Annotated in this window: 17 protein-coding genes; 15 read left to right on the top strand and 2 right to left on the bottom strand. The window is 57.7% G+C overall.

Annotated elements, in window-relative coordinates; all coding sequences use genetic code 11:
- Positions 1-11 precede the first annotated feature (11 nt).
- From opgB to L383_RS02695, 10 genes are all read left to right on the top strand, one after another.
- Positions 12-2,303: a phosphatidylglycerol--membrane-oligosaccharide glycerophosphotransferase gene (gene opgB, locus L383_RS02650; RefSeq protein ID WP_014882430.1), complete on the top strand. Its 2,292-nt coding sequence runs from the start codon at positions 12-14 to the stop codon at positions 2,301-2,303.
- A gap of 180 nt (positions 2,304-2,483) precedes the next feature.
- The gene (locus L383_RS02655; RefSeq protein ID WP_023331959.1) at positions 2,484-3,122 is read left to right on the top strand and encodes an EAL domain-containing protein; all 639 of its coding nucleotides are present in this window, start codon (positions 2,484-2,486) and stop codon (positions 3,120-3,122) included.
- The gene (locus L383_RS02660; protein WP_023331958.1) at positions 3,119-3,661 is read left to right on the top strand and encodes a helix-turn-helix transcriptional regulator; all 543 of its coding nucleotides are present in this window, start codon (positions 3,119-3,121) and stop codon (positions 3,659-3,661) included. Before L383_RS02655 ends, L383_RS02660 begins: the two co-directional genes overlap by 4 nt.
- 32 nt (positions 3,662-3,693) lie before the next feature.
- Positions 3,694-4,191: a Csu type fimbrial protein gene (locus L383_RS02665; protein WP_023331957.1), complete on the top strand. Its 498-nt coding sequence runs from the start codon at positions 3,694-3,696 to the stop codon at positions 4,189-4,191.
- Between the two features lie 2 nt (positions 4,192-4,193).
- On the top strand, positions 4,194-4,970 hold the full coding sequence (locus tag L383_RS02670) for a fimbrial biogenesis chaperone (protein WP_023331956.1): 777 nt from the start codon (positions 4,194-4,196) through the stop codon (positions 4,968-4,970).
- A complete protein-coding gene (locus tag L383_RS02675; protein WP_226882674.1) occupies positions 4,891-7,170 on the top strand; it encodes a fimbria/pilus outer membrane usher protein in 2,280 nt (759 codons plus the stop codon). The genes L383_RS02670 and L383_RS02675 overlap by 80 nt, the downstream gene beginning before the upstream one ends.
- The gene (locus L383_RS02680; protein WP_023331954.1) at positions 7,161-8,117 is read left to right on the top strand and encodes a Csu type fimbrial protein; all 957 of its coding nucleotides are present in this window, start codon (positions 7,161-7,163) and stop codon (positions 8,115-8,117) included. Before L383_RS02675 ends, L383_RS02680 begins: the two co-directional genes overlap by 10 nt.
- 127 nt (positions 8,118-8,244) lie before the next feature.
- Complete coding sequence (locus L383_RS02685; protein ID WP_023331953.1) at positions 8,245-8,985, top strand: winged helix-turn-helix domain-containing protein; 741 nt, start codon at positions 8,245-8,247, stop codon at positions 8,983-8,985.
- Between the two features lies 1 nt (position 8,986).
- Positions 8,987-9,460 (top strand): hypothetical protein, encoded by a 474-nt coding sequence (locus tag L383_RS02690; protein ID WP_023331952.1) that lies wholly within the window; start codon positions 8,987-8,989, stop codon positions 9,458-9,460.
- Between the two features lie 29 nt (positions 9,461-9,489).
- Positions 9,490-9,996, top strand: a complete 507-nt coding sequence (locus L383_RS02695) for a GNAT family N-acetyltransferase (RefSeq protein WP_023331951.1) — start codon at positions 9,490-9,492, stop codon at positions 9,994-9,996.
- A gap of 92 nt (positions 9,997-10,088) precedes the next feature.
- Here L383_RS02695 and tsr read toward each other — a convergent pair whose 3' ends face one another.
- Positions 10,089-11,753, bottom strand: a complete 1,665-nt coding sequence (gene tsr / locus L383_RS02700; protein ID WP_014882420.1) for a methyl-accepting chemotaxis protein — start codon at positions 11,751-11,753, stop codon at positions 10,089-10,091.
- An 83-nt stretch (positions 11,754-11,836) separates the two neighbouring features.
- Positions 11,837-12,277: a homoprotocatechuate degradation operon regulator HpaR gene (hpaR, locus tag L383_RS02705; protein WP_023331950.1), complete on the bottom strand. Its 441-nt coding sequence runs from the start codon at positions 12,275-12,277 to the stop codon at positions 11,837-11,839.
- Positions 12,278-12,547: 270 nt separating this feature from the next.
- On the opposite strand from hpaR, the gene hpaG reads away from it, so the two are divergent.
- From hpaG to hpaH, 5 genes are all read left to right on the top strand, one after another.
- A complete protein-coding gene (gene hpaG, locus L383_RS02710) occupies positions 12,548-13,825 on the top strand; it encodes a 4-hydroxyphenylacetate degradation bifunctional isomerase/decarboxylase (RefSeq protein ID WP_023331949.1) in 1,278 nt (425 codons plus the stop codon).
- Complete coding sequence (gene hpaE, locus L383_RS02715; protein ID WP_014882417.1) at positions 13,822-15,288, top strand: 5-carboxymethyl-2-hydroxymuconate semialdehyde dehydrogenase; 1,467 nt, start codon at positions 13,822-13,824, stop codon at positions 15,286-15,288. The genes hpaG and hpaE overlap by 4 nt, the downstream gene beginning before the upstream one ends.
- 2 nt (positions 15,289-15,290) lie before the next feature.
- Positions 15,291-16,142, top strand: a complete 852-nt coding sequence (gene hpaD / locus L383_RS02720; RefSeq protein WP_014882416.1) for a 3,4-dihydroxyphenylacetate 2,3-dioxygenase — start codon at positions 15,291-15,293, stop codon at positions 16,140-16,142.
- 9 nt (positions 16,143-16,151) lie between these two features.
- The gene (locus L383_RS02725; RefSeq protein ID WP_014882415.1) at positions 16,152-16,532 is read left to right on the top strand and encodes a 5-carboxymethyl-2-hydroxymuconate Delta-isomerase; all 381 of its coding nucleotides are present in this window, start codon (positions 16,152-16,154) and stop codon (positions 16,530-16,532) included.
- 127 nt (positions 16,533-16,659) lie between these two features.
- On the top strand, positions 16,660-17,463 hold the full coding sequence (gene hpaH, locus L383_RS02730; RefSeq protein WP_023331948.1) for a 2-oxo-hept-4-ene-1,7-dioate hydratase: 804 nt from the start codon (positions 16,660-16,662) through the stop codon (positions 17,461-17,463).
- Position 17,464: the final 1 nt, after the last annotated feature.

Below are 17,464 nucleotides of genomic sequence, written 5' to 3'. Positions count from 1 at the left end.
AGGATATGCTGTTGTCAGAATTCATGTCTCTTGTCCTTTTTCTGGCTTCTGTGGGCGTTTATGCCTGGAAAGCCGGCCGTAACACCTGGTGGTTTATCGCCACACTGGTCGTACTCGGCTTTTTTATTATTTTAAACATTACCTTATACGCCAGCGATTACTTCACCGGTGACGGGATCAACGATGCGGTACTTTATACCCTGACGAACAGCCTGACGGGCGCGGGAGTGGGCAAGTACATTCTTCCGGGGCTGGGCCTGGTTGTGGCGCTGGTAACCATTTTTGGCGCACTCGCCTGGGTGCTGCGTCGCCGTCGTCATCTTCCTCACCATCATGGTTACAGCCTGCTGGCGCTTTTCCTGGCGTTAGCCTCCGTCGACGCCAGCCCGGCGTTTCATCAGATCACCGAACTGGTGAAATCTCAGTCGCGTGACGGCGATCCAGACTTTGTGGCGTACTACAAAGAGCCATCGAAAACGATCGCCAACCCGAAACTCAACCTGGTCTATATCTACGGTGAAAGCCTTGAGCGCACCTACTTCGACAACACTGCGTTCCCGAACCTGACCCCGGATCTGGGGGCGCTGAAAGATGAAGGTCTCGATTTCAGCCACACCATGCAGTTGCCCGGCACGGATTACACTATCGCCGGGATGGTGGCTTCCCAGTGCGGTATCCCGCTGTTCGCACCTTTTGAAGGTAACGCTTCAGCCTCGATGTCGACGTTCTTCCCGCAGAATATTTGCCTGGGCGATATACTGAAAAACTCCGGTTACGAAAACTACTTCGTGCAGGGTGCAAACCTGCGCTTTGCCGGAAAAGATGTGTTCCTGAAATCCCACGGTTTTGATCACCTGTACGGCTCAGAAGAGTTAAAGACGACGGTTGCCGACCCGACCTACCGCAACGACTGGGGTTTCTATGACGATACCGTACTGGACGAAACCTGGAAGAAATTCGAGGCGCTTTCCCGCGCCGGGAAGCGTTTTTCCCTCTTCGCGCTGACGGTAGATACGCACCATCCGGATGGTTTCGTCTCGCGCACCTGTAAACGCAAACGCTATGACGTGGACGGCAAAAGCAACGCCTCCTTCAGCGCCGTGACCTGTAGCCAGGAGCATATCGCCGCGCTGGTCGAGAAAATCAAAGCCTCGCCGTATTTTAAAAACACCGTCATCGTCGTCTCGTCTGACCATCTGGCGATGAAAAACAGCGCCTGGGATCAGCTCAACAAGCAGGATCGCAGCAACCTGTTCTTCGTTCTGCGCGGCGACCAGCCGCAACAAGAGGTGATCGCCACCAAACGCAACTCCATGGATAACGGCGCAACCGTGCTGGACATTCTGGGTGGCGACAACTTTATTGGCCTGGGTCGCAGCACGCTGTCCGGGCAATCCCTGTCGGAAGTGTTCCTCAACATGAAGGAGAAAATCCTCGCCTGGAAGCCCGACATCATCCGGCTGTGGAACTTCCCGAAAGAGATGAAAGACTTCACCATCGATCGGGAGAAAAACACGATTGCCTTCTCTGGCAGTAACTTCCGTCTGCCGCTGCTGGTACGGGTGTCGGACAGTCGCGTTGAACCGCTACCGGAAAGTGAATATTCCGCACCGCTGCGTTTCCAGCTGGCCGATTTCGCCCCACGCGATAACTTTGTCTGGATCGACAGGTGTTACAAAATGGGTCAGCTCTGGTCACAGCCGCTGGCGCTGTCGACCGACTGGTGCGTCTCTCAGGGGCAGCTTGGCGGGGAGCAAACCGTGCAGCATGTGGACAAAGCCCAGTGGAAAGGCAAAACCGCCTTTAAAGATACGGTGATTGATACCACACGCTATCAGCACAACATCGACATGCTGAAAATCGTCGACAACGACATTCGCTATAAAGCAGACAGCTTCATCTTCAACGTGGCCGGCGCGCCTGAAGAAGTGAAGCAGTTTAGCGGCATCTCTCGTCCGGAGTCGTGGGGACGCTGGTCAAACGCGCAGTTGGGTAACGAAGTGAAAATTGAGTACACCCATCCCCTGCCGGAGCAATTTGACCTGGTGATCACAGCCAGAGCGTATGGACCTAACGCGAATAAGCCAGTGCCGGTGCGCGTGGGCGATGAGGAGCAGACGCTGACGCTTGGGAATGATGTCAGCACGCACACTCTGCATTTTGCCAACCCATCGCGCAGCAATACCCTGGTGATTGTGCCGCCAGACCCGCAGTCCACCAATGAAGGAAATATTCTTGGCCACTCACCGCGCGAGCTCGGGATTGGCATGGTCGAAATCAAAATTGTCAGCAGACAAGGTTAATGCCTGAGCACCCGGCGTCCCTGCCGGGTGCTTATAAAAATAAATAAATCTATAAATTGATTATAAATAAGATAAAAACACCATATATAAGTCATTTTTATTTATAAATATCCCGCAAAAACACCATTCTATAAAATGTGTAACTCCTAAAGTAACGACGGAGAGTGACACACTTTTATCATGCTAACCGGCTATAAGTTCGAATCCATCCGGGCACTGCGCAGTGAACATGTGATTGCCTGGGAGGTATTGTCCACGGCAAAGCCCCACGTCAATCTCGAAGACTATTTTGACGCCATGCCTTCGACGCAGCGTAAACAACTTTTCTTTGCGCAGCTTCGCCATGCCATGTTTTGCGAAGAGGGCGACAAATATTATCTCAACGCGACATCAGATTTGCTGCTGGAAACGGACTTCCTCGACAGGCTAAAAGAAGCAACACCCTGTCCGGAGAGGCTTGCTATCGAAGTGACCGATCTCCATACGATGGTACAACTCGATGATACGCAAAGCCGGGTCCTGCGAAACTGCATTGCGACACTTCATCTTTGGGGAATTGAAGTGTGGGCTGATGATGTCTGTGAAGCCATTCTTCCCGAACTGCTTGCCAGCCAGATCCGCTTCTGTGGCGTCAAAATTGACAAACATACTTTCTGGAGCGGGCGCACAGAGCAGGCGAAGTTTCTGCATCTCACCCGTCAATGCAAGCGTGTCGCCAGTAAAGTCCTTATTGAAGGCATCGAAACGGCGGGCGATTTCGCACTGGCCCGGGCGAGCGCGGCCGATTACGGCCAGGGTTATCTGTGGGGTCTAAAATGACGCCTTTCATCGCAAATGCCGGCTATCAGGTTATCGTTCTGAGCAGCAACGCTTTTTTATGGCTTGGCCTGAATTCGATCCTGTCGACAGCCGTATCACCCCGTCCTGAGGTTTACTGGATTAACAACGTTAATCCACAAGGGCTTATGCGTCTGCAGACACTGCTGCTCAATACGCACGTCGGGGGAAACTGGCTGTTATTGACGGACGCGGCCCGGGTCAACGACATTAACGCCTGGCTACACAACGCGCGGGTCAGAGTGGTTGCGGACAATGTGTCTCTCGCGCAGCTAAGCCTCTGTTTTAGCGACACAAGCTTCTCTTTCGAGAATACCGCCACGCTCACCTGTCAGGAGATGCGGGTTTGCATGCTGTTCCATAAAGGATTCAGCCCGATACGTATTGCGCAAATCCTTAATAAGTCACCTAAAACGATCTACACCCACAAACGTAACGCGATGAACAAATTTTGCTGCCAGAACCTGGCGGAATTCCATCAAAAACTCTGCCTGCTGGACGCGCTCCCCTCTTCTTTGTAATTGCACTGTTATTCACGTCAGGAAATACGATCATGAGAATTATCCCTGTTGTTGTATGTTGTTCCGTTCTCCTGCTTCCTGCTGCTGCAATCGCCGCAGACAGCACCACAAGCGCGACGATGCACGTTTCACTTGAGGTGGTGAAGTCCTGCACGCTCAAAGCCAACGACCTCAATTTCTCGCGCCACGGCTCGGACGAATCAAGCGAAATTCAAGCCAAAACGCAGGTCGATATCGTCTGTACCAACGGGACGCCGTTCACGCTCTCTGCTACCAGCAACGATAGCAGTGACAACGGCACCTTCTGGCTGAAGCCAGAAAACGGTGAAACGGGCGCACAGAAGATTGCCTGGAAACTTTTTGCCGATGAGGGCAAACAGACGCAAATTACCAGCACCGATGGACTCACCGACACCGGCAACGGCATGGAACAGCAAGAGACGCTGTATGGCGTGATTGACGCAGGTGCCCTGATGACCGCGCAGGCTGGCGCCTATAGCGATGATGTCACGTTGAATCTGGTGTATTGATCATGCGTCGTTTTCTCCCCTGCTTCATTCTGTGGTTCATGATGCTGGCGCTGCTGTCTCGCTACGCGATGGCCGCCACGCTTCAGGTGGCCCCAGTGACGCTCGACCTCCAGAGCGGGCAAAGCGCCTCGGCGGTCTACCTCACTAACAGCGGTAAAGCGGCCATCCATGCGCAGATACGGGTTTACGAATGGACCCAGCAAAACGGTAAAGATGTATTAACGGCCACCGACGAGGTGGTCAGCAGCCCGGCGATGACCTCACTGGCGCCGGGCCAGCAGCAGCTGGTGCGCATAATCGTGATGCAGCCAGGGATCCGTGAACAGGAGCAAAGTTACCGGCTGGTCATTGATGAGCTACCGGATGCAACGTCCCGTGCGGCCAATCCCAACGCGATACACTTTCTGCTTCGCTACTCTATTCCTGTCTTCATTGCCGGAAACCAGAATATGCCCGTCAGCCGCGATGCCCTGAGCTGCGAACAGGCGGACACCCCGGGAACGATCCGCTGCTATAACGCCGGAAACAGCCATATCCGCCTGAGCCACCTGCAGGTTCTGACGGCCACCGGTCAGGTCGTCGGGTCGTTGAAAGGGCTGGCGGGCTATGTTCTGCCGGGACAGACCGCGCTTATAACGCTAAAGCACACTTCGCGCCACACGTTCAGCGCGTTGCGCGCCTATCTCAATGACGACCACCATGCCAGCCAGATACCCCTGCGCCCGCTTGCTTCTCGCGCTCCTGTTTTGGCTACCGCTGATGCTGTCAGCCCGGACTGAACCCGCCGCCGATACCCTGCAATGGCTGGCAATCACCGTGAACCACGACCCGCGCGGGGATCTGTGGGCCTGCCGGGTAGTGGGAGATGCGCTGTGGATGGACCACCGCGACCTCAAAAAACTGGGGCTTCGCGCCCCGGATAACGCCAACGAGTGGGTCGCGCTGACGTCCCTGCCGGGTCTGAAAGTCAGTCTCGATTTGCATGCTCAGCAGGTCTCCATTACCGCCGACGCAAAGGCGCTTGAGGGCCAACAGCATCTGTCTGTCGGGAGGCCGACGCCGCAGTATCGCTATCCTGAGGCGCAGCCCATCAGCGTGTTGACGCTGGGGTATGCGCTTTATGGCAGCGGCGCAGAGGGGAAACGCCAGCTTAACGCGCAAACGTCGCTCACCGCATCCGGGGCGCTTCCCGGGACGTTCAGCAGCAGCTTTTCGAGCCATGCCGGTGAGGAAAACAGCGCAGGTCGGCCCCGCCACACACGCCTTGAAACCCGCTGGCAGTGGGACAACACGGACTCGCTCACGAGCCTGGCGCTGGGCGACAACATCACCACGGGCGCCCGCTGGAGCCGACAGGTACGCTTTGGCGGGCTGCACTGGGCGCGTAATTTTGAGCTCAATCCGCAGCTCAACACCGAACCGCGTAGCCGTTACAGCGACACGGCGGTTCTGCCTTCTACGGTCGATCTGTACATCGACGGGCTTAAGCAGAGCAGCCAGCGCGTCACGCCGGGCGATTTTCTGCTGGATACCCTGCCCTCATTTACCGGAAGCGGGCAGGCCCAGGTGGTCATTACCGACATCAACGGTCAGCGTCGTACCGTACAGCTCGATCTCTACGGTGCGCCGGGGATGCTGGCGGAAGGACTCAGCAGCGGCTCGCTGGATATCGGCTGGATGCGACAAAACTACGCCCTGCGATCCAATGACTATGCCGCCTCGCCCATGCTCGACGCAGGGTGGCGCTACGGGGTGAATAACCAGCTGACGCTGGCGCTGCACACGGAGCAGCAGAGTAAACTGCGCAATGTCGGGACAGGGGTCGACTGGCTGATCTCGCCCGGGACAGGGATTATCAGCCAGCATGTCGCCATCAGCGACAGCCCCTACGGTCAGGGAAAACAGTGGGGCCTTGGCTGGCAATGGAACGGTCGCGGGACGGGGATCTCTGCCAGTACCGTTCGTACCGATGCCACATTTGCCGATAACGCCCGCATGAGCGGTACCCTCCCCGTCAGACGCAGCGATAGCGTTTGGGTCAGCCAGTCGATACCCCATTCAGGTACCTTCGGTGCGGGCTGGGTACAGCAAAACATTCAGGGCACCAAACAACGCTATCTCAACGCCTCCTGGTCCGCCTCGCTGCCGGCGCATATTTCCACCACGCTGAGCTACACCCGCTCGTTTACGGATGCGTCGAGCCACGTTCAGCTGATGCTTTCGATCCCGTTAGGGCGTGAGGATACCCTCTCCGTTCAGGCCAGCCGCGATATGCCGCGCATGGATTATCGCCATCAGCCGGACGATCAGGTCGGCGGCTGGTCATGGCAGCTGGGGCGAGGCTTTGGCGAGCACCGGGAAACCTATGCGGACGTGGGCTATCTGGGCCACGCAGGTGAGTGGCACGTTGGGATGGCGCAGGGCGCTAACTATGCCTCAGCCGAGGGTAGCCTGACGCTGCTGGATGGCAGCCTGCACACGCTGCGCTACAGCCAACAAAGCCTGGCGCTGGTCTCCACGCACGGTGTCGGACATGTGCCGGTGATGCTGGAAAACCGCCCGGCAGGCGAAACCGACGAGAAAGGGTATCTGCTGCTGACCGACCTGCCGCGTTACCACGCCAGCAAAGTCAGCATCAATCCGCTGGATCTGCCTGCCGACGTGATTGCCCCCGTCACCGACATGCAGGCCAGACCGGGCAACGGCGGCGCGGTAAAAGTCGATTTTAACGTCCATCACGCCGTCACAGTTCAGGCCCGACTGGTGGACCTCCACCATAATCCGCTCCCGCTCGGCAGCATTGTCTCAACGCCACGCGGTGCCACCATTGTGGGGCGTGACGGTTTTATCTGGCTTGAAGACCCGCCTCTGCCAGGTGAGCTGGTGGTAAAAACCGGTGAGGGTGAGTGCCGGGTCAGGCTTCCGGCCCCCCGTACTGCGTCACCCATACAGAATATTGGAGAACAACAGTGTCATTAAAAGCACCGTTCTTGCTGCTGCTTGCGGTGTCCTTGAAGGCGATGGCCGCCGCATGCTGGATAACATCACCTGCCGTCATCAACTTTGGCAATGTCGTGGCGGGCAATGCCGCGTCGACCAACACCGAAGTTAAATTTAGCTGTCAGGCTGACAACAACGGCACGACGGAATATATCAACGTCTGTCTGAGCAGTATCGACGCACCGCCCTTTCAGATGGTCTCACCGGGAGATTCGGAGGGTAAACAGTACACCCTGCTTTTCCGCCTGCTTAACGGCGACGCGCGCGCTCAGGAACTCGGTCCCGCCAGCAGCGGGGAACTCATTCAGCAGACTCTGACCGCCGACAGCAATGCCAACATCAGCGGGAGCTTTCCGCTTATCGCCACCGTCCCGGCAGGGCAAAACCAACTTCCGGCGTACCACTATTACAACTACAACATGAATCTGCGCATCGCCTGGCACAGCGCTAGCCGTCAGGATGCACTGCAAAACTGCTCGGATGGCTCTGCGGAGGGGGAGCAGGTGCAGGGCGGTACCAATGCGCAGGCCGAAATCAGCCAGGGCTGCTACATAGAACGCGTCACCCCGCTTAACTTCGGCACCCTGAACAGTACCGCCACGCTGCGCCCGACGCGTTCCACCGCAACCCTTACCACGCGCTGTCCGGCCGGTACAGCGTTCACGCTTGGCATGGGCAACGGCAACCATGCCATCGGGAATCAGCGGCAGCTGTGTAACGATGAGGGTCAGTGCCTGCGCTACAGGCTCTGGCAGGATGCGGGTGCCACGCAAAGCTGGGGCGATCTGCACAGCGGCGATGCGCTGCATGTCACCCATCCCGCTGGCGGCACCCAGAACTTCACCGTTTACGGGGAAGTCCCCGCTCAGCCCCTGAGCGGTACAGGGGAATTTATTGATGACGTGATAATCACGCTGACTTATTAAACAGACCAAAATCCTGTCTGGATCAATGTTATCGGTAACAATGGCGTTAAAATAGCCACCTGCTCTGCATACAAGGCGTAAACCTTTTCTTTTTTATTCGTTATCTCTGTCTGTTTTACAACAACTTATGAAATACCTGCTTGCTGACGCCATCGTCTACAACGACGAGGACGGTTCTGTTTCTCTTATCAATGTGCCGCCTGAGGATGCGCAGATCCTCACCTGCACAGCCAATAGCATTATGAAGCTGCTGGTGCAGCATCATGGGAACGTGGTCGAGCGGGAGACCTTCCTGCATGACGTCTGGGATCGGCGTGGGCTCCAGGGGTCTAACAATTCGTTAAACCAGTACATCAGCATCTTGCGCAAAATGCTGACCAGCCTGCTTCCCGACGTGCTGTTTATCGTCACCGTCCCCAGGACGGGCTTTATGCTCAGCGCAGACGTCACGGTAACAGCCCTGGAGGAAGAAACACCGGCCGCCGAAACGGCGAAAACTGCAGTACCCGCCCGACCGGAGCGGCTGCTCTGGGGGGCGCTTACGCTGGCGGTCGTTGCGCTGTGCCTTTGGATAACGGCTATCAAACCCGAAACCCGGCAGAAGGACATTCATCTGCTGACCCATATCGGGAACTGTCCGGTCTATACCTTTACGCCGCTGGCGGATGTGTTTCACGAGCGGGCGGCTGCGCTGGCGCAAAGCCTTCAGCAGGACGGTCACCTTCCGTGCCTGGAAAATTCAATTTTCTACATGCACATTCAGCGAACGCTTTTCTACGGCCACGAGGGACGACTGGTGCTCTCCCAATGCTCGCTCACGCAGGGGCAAGCGAGCGCCTGTCGTACGCTTTACTATTACGAGTGGTGATATGAAACACACAAAAATCTGGCTCATTCTGGCCCTTAATCTGATGATTACCGGCGCTGCACTGGCGTGGTATTTCTACACGCCACCGCTGTCGGTGGCCTGCAATGGATACCTGACCTTCTCCGACAAACGTGACAGCCACGATTTCACGTTTGACGGGGAGGTCATCATGCAGTTTCACCCCAACAAAACCGGGTACATCACGCTAAACGGTAACGTGGAGAATGCCCCAAACCACTGGGAAGTGTCCCGTCAGGAGATGTTTAAATGGCGCCACGTGGAAGGGGAACTGTATGAGATCGTTATTCAAAAAGTGGAGCATTTTGGCCATGACGCCATGCCGCCGGGCGTATTTGAGAAATACGTCGCGGGCCTGACCCAGGGGAAAAAAAGGCTCCTGGCGATAGAGCGCACGCCGCATGATGCACTGGTTATCAGCAATTTTTACTCGCCGGTGCTGGTCTGCACAGAATAATACCGGCGGGTCAGGCTATACTTCCCGCCATGAACATTCGCATTCGCCCTACCACCTTCAGCGATGCTGCCACCCTGCCCGCCATTGAACGCGCGGCGGGCGAGCGTTTTCGTGAAATCCCCCCTCTCGCCTGGCTTGCCGGGGGTGAGGTGATTTCAACTGAAGAGCATCTCAACTATGCCGAACGGGGGCTAAGCTGGCTGGCGCTGGCGAACGACCATCCCGTTGGGTTTATCCTCGCAGAGGCGCACGTGACATCGCTGTTTATTGTCGAACTTTCAGTGCATCTGGACTGGCAGGGAAAGGGGATTGGTCGGCAGCTCATTAACGCTGTGGCTGACCATGCCCGTGAAGGGGGGCTGTCGTCGCTGACGTTGACGACATTCCGCGACGTACCGTGGAATGCGCCGTTCTATGCGCGGCTGGGGTTTGACTACGTCACTGAACTCACGCCTGAACTGCGTCAGAAAAGGGAAGATGAGACAGCGCACGGCTTAGCGTTTGACTCCCGCTGCGCTATGCGTCTGCCGCTTTGATATCGCCCGGTGGCGCTGCGCTGACCGGGCCTACAAAACCCTGAACCGTAGGCCGGGTAAGGCGAAGCCGCCACCCGGCACAACATGCACGATCAGAACGTTTCCCAGTTATCCCCCGCATCAGCGGTTGCCGCTTTACGCGACATCACCGGGGTAGCAACGCTTTTCGCCGAAGCGAACTCGCGCGCTTTCATCTGCTCCTGCTGAATGCGGAACACCGCGACAGCCTGGGTCAGGCGGCTCGCCTGCTCTTCCAGCGCCGCCGCCGCTGCGGCAGACTCTTCCACCAGCGAGGCGTTCTGCTGGGTCACGCGATCCATCTCGGCGACCGCCAGACCTACCTGGTCGATACCGCGGCTCTGCTCGTCAGAAGCCGAGGCGATTTCGCCCATGATATCCGTAACGCGGGTTACCGCATTCACGATCTCGCCCATGGTTTCACCGGCGCTTTCTACCAGCGTTGAACCGACTTCCACGCGACCCACAGAGTCTTCAATCAGGCTCTTGATTTCACGTGCTGCCTGGGCGCTGCGCTGGGCCAGGTTACGCACTTCACCTGCCACCACCGCAAAACCACGGCCCTGCTCGCCTGCGCGCGCCGCTTCTACCGCCGCGTTCAGTGCCAGGATGTTGGTCTGGAAAGCAATCCCGTCGATCACGCTAATAATGTCGGCGATCTTCTGCGAACTACCGGCGATATCGCGCATGGTCTGCACCACGTTGTCCACCACTTTACCGCCTTTCTGCGCGGTCTCGGACGCGCTCAGCGCCAGATGGCTCGCCTGACGGGCGTTTTCGGCGTTCTGCTTCACGGTCGCCGTCAGCTGCTCCATGCTGGCAGCAGTCTCTTCCAGGGACGCAGCCTGCTGTTCTGTACGGGAAGAGAGGTCGTTATTGCCCATCGCGATTTCGCTCGCGCCGCTGTAGATAGCATTCGCGCCATTACGCACGTCGCCAACGGTCCGTACCAGCTCACTCTGCATATGACGCAGAGAATCGGCCAGTTCGCCCATCTCGTTGGAGCCCTCCACTTCAATGCGCTTCACCAGATCGCCGCTGGCGATATGGCGAATGTTGTCGATGAGGCGCGTCAGCGGCGAAATCAGCGCCTGCTTGATACCCAACCAGACGGCCACGATCACCACCAGCACGGCAAGCAGCACGCTAATCAGCACCCAGATGGCCTGGCTGAAGGAGCTCTTGCTGTCTTCAACCGCCATTTGATACAGCTTGTCGTTCTGCTGCAGGTAGCTGACATACTGCTTCTCAAAACCATCCTGGTAGCTCTGGGTCGGCTGATCGAAGAAGGCGTTGATTTTGCCCGCACCCAGCAGCTGAATCAGCTCCGCCAGCGCACCGTGGTAGATATCGTAGTTACGCTTGATCTCCATGGCATCCGCATCGCTTTGACGCGGATCGCGCGGCAGGGCCTCGTAGGCGGCCCAGTTTTTTTCCGCCTGCTTCAGCGACGTGGACGCGATTTGCATCAGATCGTTAACGGTCGCGCCGCTGCCGATATTGCTCTGATCCATCATGTAGCGAATACCCGCGCGGTTCAGGGTATTACGGGTTTGCAGCAACGCCACCCAGCTGGCATTCAGCGTGGATTGTTGCTGGCGAATGGTTTGCAGGACGGTGAAATTCTCTTTGTCATGCTTAAGGGCATTGAAGAAAAGACCACCGGATGTGAGTTGTAACAGGCCAAATATAGCTAAAACCAGCATTAAACTGGTGACAATCTTGATACGGTTTAACATGTTTTCTCTTTCCTCAGACAGATACAGAATTTTCGGCCTGGAAAGGGAAAACTTTACGAAAATCATCCTGGAATTTGTGGTTTTTACTCTTCTTCCCGCGCTGCGTTATGCCGGTTTCCGAGTTCAATAAACTCTTCCAGCAGCGTCGTCAGCTGTTTCATCTTCTCCGGCGTGTATTCCGCCTCAATCTGCTGGTACGCCTCTTCCACCTGCGCCTGGGCGTGCTCATACAGCGCATTGCCAGCATTGGTCAGCGACACGTACAGCTTGCGCTGGTCGTTCACTGGCTTTAAGCGCAGCACCAGGCCGTCGCGCTCCATGCGCGTCAGAATGCCGGTCAGGCTGGGACGCAAAATGCAGGTGCGAAACGCCAGATCGTGAAAATCCATCGACGGATGTTCCGCCAGCACGCGCACAATCCGCCACTGCTGCTCGGTCAGGTTATGTCGCTTCACAATGGGTCGGAAGTACGACATCGCCGCTTCCCGCGCCTGCAGCAGCGCGATGGTTAATGAATCATGCATAGCCTCTCCCCGCCCTTCATTAACAAGTAAACAATTTATAAAAGATGTTTTTATAAACAATACGTTTTCTGCCAAAAAGTCTAACAGAAACCCGCCAATTTTGTTAACAGACTGATTTTAATCAAAATAAAAATCAATATGTAAATTTATTGTTATTCATATCACAAATTTTTCACTTCTGATTGCGAAATAAACAGCAAAAGCATAAAACCAGATCATTAACATATTAATGAAATCATAACCCGGACTGCCGGGGTGAGGAGCAGGTGAATGAAAGGTACCGTTTTTGCCGTCGCGTTGAATCATCAAAGCCAGCGCGATGCCTGGGCTGAGGCGTTTGAAAAAGCCCCCTACAACACGCCGCCGAAAACGGCAGTGTGGTTTATCAAACCGCATAACACCGTGATCCGCGCAGGCGATCCCATTCCCTTCCCGCAGGGTGAAACGGTGCTAAGCGGCGCGACTGTCGCGCTGGTGGTGGGCAAAACGGCCAGCAAGGTGCGCGAGGAAGACGCGGCGGCGTACATTGCCGGATATGCGCTGGCCAACGAGGTGAGTCTGCCGGAAGAGAGCTTCTACCGCCCGGCGATCAAGGCGAAATGCCGGGACGGATTCTGCCCGCTGGGCGAGCTGGTCAACGTTGATAACGTGGATAACCTGACCCTCATCACCGAGATTAACGGCCGCGAGGCGGACCACTGGAATACGGCCGATTTGCATCGCAACGCCGCGCAGCTGCTGAGCGCCCTGAGTGAGTTCGCGACCCTTAATCCCGGCGATGCGATATTGCTCGGCACCCCGCACAGCCGCGTCGAGATCCGCCCTGGAGACCGGGTACGCATTCTGGCAAAAGGTTTTCCGCCGCTGGAAAACCCGGTGGTGGACGAACGCGACGTCGCTATCGCTCACCGCACGCCCCCGCACGCCACGCTGTTCGCCCTTGGCCTAAACTACGCCGACCACGCCAGCGAGCTGGACTTCAAGCCCCCCACCGAGCCGCTGGTGTTTATCAAAGCGCCGAACACTTTCAACGGTGACGACCAGACCTCGGTGCGCCCGAACAACATCGACTACATGCACTACGAAGCGGAGCTGGTGGTGGTCATCGGCAAAACCGCCCGCAAGGTGAGTGAAGCCGAGGCGATGGACGTTGTTGCGGGCTATACGGTCTGCAACGACTACGCCATCCGCGACTATCTCGAGAACTACTACCGCCCAAACCTGCGGGTGAAAAGCCGCGACGGGCTGACCCCCATTTCCCCAAACATCGTGCCAAAAGAAGCCATTCCCGACCCGCACAACCTCGCCCTGCGCACCTTCGTTAACGGCGAACTGCGACAGCTTGGCACGACGGCGGATCTGATTTTCAGCATCCCGTTCCTGATTGCCTACCTGAGCGATTTTATGACCCTGCAACCGGGCGACATGATTGCCACCGGCACGCCGAAGGGGCTGTCCGACGTGGTGCCGGGGGATGAAGTGGTGGTGGAAGTGGAAGGCGTGGGACGCCTGGTAAACCGAATTGTGAGTGAGGAGACGGCAAAATGAAAAAAATTAACCATTGGATCAACGGCAAAAACGTGGCGGGAAGCGACTATTTCCACACCACCAATCCGGCCTCCGGCGAGGTGCTGGCCGAAGTGGCTTCCGGCGGTGAAGCCGAAATCCATCAGGCCGTAGCCGCCGCGAAAGAGGCGTTTCCAAAATGGGCCAACCTGCCGATGAAGGAACGCGCGCGGCTGATGCGTCGTCTGGGCGATCTGATCGACCAGAACGTGCCCGAGATCGCCGCTATGGAGACCGCCGACACCGGCCTGCCGATCCACCAGACTAAAAACGTGCTGATCCCGCGCGCCTCGCACAACTTCGAGTTTTTCGCCGAGGTGTGCCAGCAGATGAACGGCAAAACCTACCCGGTTGACGACAAAATGCTCAACTACACCCTGGTGCAGCCGGTGGGCGTCTGCGCGCTGGTGTCACCGTGGAACGTGCCGTTCATGACCGCCACCTGGAAGGTCGCCCCGTGCCTGGCGCTGGGTAATACCGCGGTACTGAAAATGTCTGAACTCTCCCCGCTGACCGCGGACCGTCTGGGCGAGCTGGCGCTGGAGGCGGGCATTCCGGCGGGTGTACTCAACGTGGTGCAGGGCTACGGCGCGACGGCAGGCGATGCGCTGGTGCGTCATCACGACGTGCGAGCCGTCTCCTTTACCGGCGGCACGGCCACCGGGCGCAATATTATGAAAAACGCCGGGCTGAAGAAGTATTCCATGGAGCTGGGCGGCAAATCCCCGGTGCTGATTTTTGAAGACGCGGACATCGAGCGCGCGCTGGATGCCGCCCTGTTCACCATCTTCTCCATCAACGGCGAGCGCTGCACCGCGGGCTCGCGCATCTTCATCCAGCAGAGCATCTACCCGGAGTTCGTCAAACGCTTTGCGGAGCGTGCCAACCGTCTGCGCGTGGGCGACCCGACCGATCCGACCACCCAGATTGGGGCACTCATCAGTAAGTCACACTGGGAGAAAGTCTCTGGCTATATTCGCCTCGGCATTGAAGAGGGCGCGACCCTGCTGGCGGGCGGCCCGGACAAACCGACCGACCTGCCTGCACATCTGAAAGGCGGCAACTTCCTGCGCCCGACCGTACTGGCGGACGTCGACAACCGCATGCGCGTGGCGCAGGAGGAGATCTTCGGGCCGGTGGCCTGCCTGCTGCCGTTTAAGGATGAAGCGGAAGGTCTGCGCCTGGCGAACGACGTGGAGTACGGTCTGGCGTCGTACATCTGGACCCAGGACGTCAGCAAAGTGCTGCGCCTGGCGCGCAATATCGAAGCGGGCATGGTGTTCGTCAATACCCAGAACGTGCGCGACCTGCGCCAGCCGTTTGGCGGCGTGAAGGCCTCCGGCACCGGGCGCGAAGGCGGCGAGTACAGCTTCGAGGTGTTTGCGGAGATGAAGAACGTCTGCATCTCCATGGGCGACCATCCGATTCCAAAATGGGGGATCTGATCATGGGTACATTAGCGTTAGCGGCAAAAATCACCCACGTCCCGTCAATGTATCTCTCCGAGCTGCCGGGGAAAAACCACGGCTGCCGTCAGGGCGCCATCGACGGGCATAAAGAGATCGGCAAGCGCTGCCGCGAGCTGGGCGTGGACACCATCATCGTCTTCGATACCCACTGGCTGGTGAACAGCGCATACCACATCAACTGTGCGGACCATTTTTCAGGCGTCTACACCAGCAACGAACTGCCGCACTTTATCCGCGACATGACTTACGACTACGACGGCAACCCGGCGCTCGGCCAGCTGATTGCCGACGAGGCGGTGAAGCTCGGCGTGCGCGCCAAGGCGCACAACATCCCGAGCCTGAAGCTGGAGTACGGCACGCTGGTGCCGATGCGTTACATGAACCCGGATAAACACTTCAAAGTGGTCTCTATCTCGGCGTTCTGCACCGTTCACGACTTCGCCGACAGCCGCAAACTCGGTGAGGCCATCGTCAGCGCCATCAAAAAATACGACGGCACCGTAGCGGTGCTCGCCAGCGGCTCACTGTCGCACCGCTTTATCGACGACCAGCGCGCGGAAGAAGGGATGAACAGCTATACCCGCGAGTTTGACCGCCAGATGGACGAGCGCGTGGTGAAGCTGTGGCGCGAGGGGCAGTTCAAAGAATTCTGCAGCATGCTGCCGGAATACGCCGACTACTGCTACGGCGAAGGCAATATGCATGACACGGTGATGCTGCTGGGCATGCTCGGCTGGGACAAATACGACGGCAAGGTGGAGTTTCTCACCGAGTTGTTCGCCAGCTCCGGCACCGGCCAGGTTAACGCCGTTTTCCCCCTGCCCGCGTGAGGAGCCACCATGCCGCACTTTATTGCTGAATGTACCGACAACATCCGCGAGCAGGCAGACCTGCCGGGGTTGTTCGCCAAAGTGAACGAGGCGCTGGCCGCCACGGGCATCTTCCCGATCGGCGGTATCCGCAGCCGCGCCCACTGGCTGGATACCTGGCAGATGGCCGACGGTAAGCAGGATTACGCCTTTGTGCATATGACGCTGAAGATCGGTTCCGGGCGCAGCCTGGAAAGTCGGGAAGCCGTAGGGGAAATGCTGTTTGGGCTTATCAAAGCGCACTTTGCGGCGTTGATGGCTGCCCGCTATCTGGCGCTGTCGTTCGAGCTGGACGAACTGCACCCGACGCTCAATTACAAACAAAACAACGTGCACGCGTTGTTTAAGTAATACCGCTCGATCTGTCCCCTCTCCCTTTGGGAGAGGGTTAGGGTGAGGGAAATCTCAGCGGCCTGATGCCCTCACCCCGGCCCTCTCCCACGGGGAGAGGGAGAAAACAATACAACAGGATATCGCCATGCTCGATAAACACACCCATACCCTGATCGCCCACCGCCTGCATCAGGCGGAACAAACCCGGGAGCAGATCCGCGCGATCTCGCTGGACTACCCGGAGATCACCATTGACGACGCCTACGCCGTTCAGCGCGAATGGGTAAGCCTGAAAATCGCCGAAGGCCGCGTGCTGAAGGGTCACAAGATCGGCCTCACCTCCAAAGCGATGCAGGCCAGCTCGCAGATCAGCGAGCCGGACTACGGCGCGCTGCTGGACGACATGTTTTTCCACGACGGCAGCGACATCCCCGTCGATCGCTTTATCGTCCCGCGCATCGAAGTAGAGCTGGCGTTCGTGCTGGCAAAACCGCTACGCGGCCCGAACTGCACGATCTTCGACGTCTACAACGCCACGGATTACGTCATTCCCGCGCTGGAGCTGATCGACGCCCGCTGCCACAACGTTGACCCGGAAACCCAGCGCCCGCGCAAGGTGTTCGACACCATCTCCGATAACGCTGCCAACGCAGGGGTGATCCTCGGCGGTCGCCCGATTAAGCCCGACGCGCTGGATCTGCGCTGGATCTCCGCCCTGCTCTACCGCAACGGCGTGATCGAAGAGACCGGCGTGGCCGCTGGCGTGCTTAACCACCCGGCGAACGGCGTGGCGTGGCTGGCGAACAAGCTGGCGCCGTACGACGTGCAGCTTGAGCCGGGGCAGATCATCCTCGGCGGCTCGTTTACCCGCCCGGTGCCCGCCAGCAGAGGCGACACTTTCCACGTTGACTACGGCAACATGGGCTCCATCAGCTGCCGCTTTGTGTAAG

The sequence above is a fragment of the Enterobacter sp. MGH 37 genome, assembly GCF_000534515.1.
GTDB classification, from domain to species: domain Bacteria; phylum Pseudomonadota; class Gammaproteobacteria; order Enterobacterales; family Enterobacteriaceae; genus Enterobacter; species Enterobacter kobei.
The sequence above is the reverse complement of the archived record's forward strand: the minus strand, read 5'-3'. Positions and strand labels throughout refer to the sequence as shown.

Excerpts from the sequence above, each read along its gene's own strand:
- hpaH (WP_023331948.1), top strand. The coding sequence starts at position 16,660 with ATGCTCGATAAACACACCCATACCCTGATCGCCCACCGCCTGCATCAG.
- L383_RS02660 (WP_023331958.1), top strand. The coding sequence starts at position 3,119 with ATGACGCCTTTCATCGCAAATGCCGGCTATCAGGTTATCGTTCTGAGC.
- L383_RS02690 (WP_023331952.1), top strand. The coding sequence starts at position 8,987 with ATGAAACACACAAAAATCTGGCTCATTCTGGCCCTTAATCTGATGATT.
- L383_RS02725 (WP_014882415.1), top strand. The coding sequence starts at position 16,152 with ATGCCGCACTTTATTGCTGAATGTACCGACAACATCCGCGAGCAGGCA.
- hpaG (WP_023331949.1), top strand. The coding sequence starts at position 12,548 with ATGAAAGGTACCGTTTTTGCCGTCGCGTTGAATCATCAAAGCCAGCGC.
- L383_RS02665 (WP_023331957.1), top strand. The coding sequence starts at position 3,694 with ATGAGAATTATCCCTGTTGTTGTATGTTGTTCCGTTCTCCTGCTTCCT.
- hpaD (WP_014882416.1), top strand. The coding sequence starts at position 15,291 with ATGGGTACATTAGCGTTAGCGGCAAAAATCACCCACGTCCCGTCAATG.
- L383_RS02695 (WP_023331951.1), top strand. The coding sequence starts at position 9,490 with ATGAACATTCGCATTCGCCCTACCACCTTCAGCGATGCTGCCACCCTG.
- hpaE (WP_014882417.1), top strand. The coding sequence starts at position 13,822 with ATGAAAAAAATTAACCATTGGATCAACGGCAAAAACGTGGCGGGAAGC.
- L383_RS02675 (WP_226882674.1), top strand. The coding sequence starts at position 4,891 with ATGCCAGCCAGATACCCCTGCGCCCGCTTGCTTCTCGCGCTCCTGTTT.
- hpaR (WP_023331950.1), bottom strand. The coding sequence starts at position 12,277 with ATGCATGATTCATTAACCATCGCGCTGCTGCAGGCGCGGGAAGCGGCG.
- L383_RS02655 (WP_023331959.1), top strand. The coding sequence starts at position 2,484 with ATGCTAACCGGCTATAAGTTCGAATCCATCCGGGCACTGCGCAGTGAA.
- L383_RS02670 (WP_023331956.1), top strand. The coding sequence starts at position 4,194 with ATGCGTCGTTTTCTCCCCTGCTTCATTCTGTGGTTCATGATGCTGGCG.
- tsr (WP_014882420.1), bottom strand. The coding sequence starts at position 11,753 with ATGTTAAACCGTATCAAGATTGTCACCAGTTTAATGCTGGTTTTAGCT.
- L383_RS02685 (WP_023331953.1), top strand. The coding sequence starts at position 8,245 with ATGAAATACCTGCTTGCTGACGCCATCGTCTACAACGACGAGGACGGT.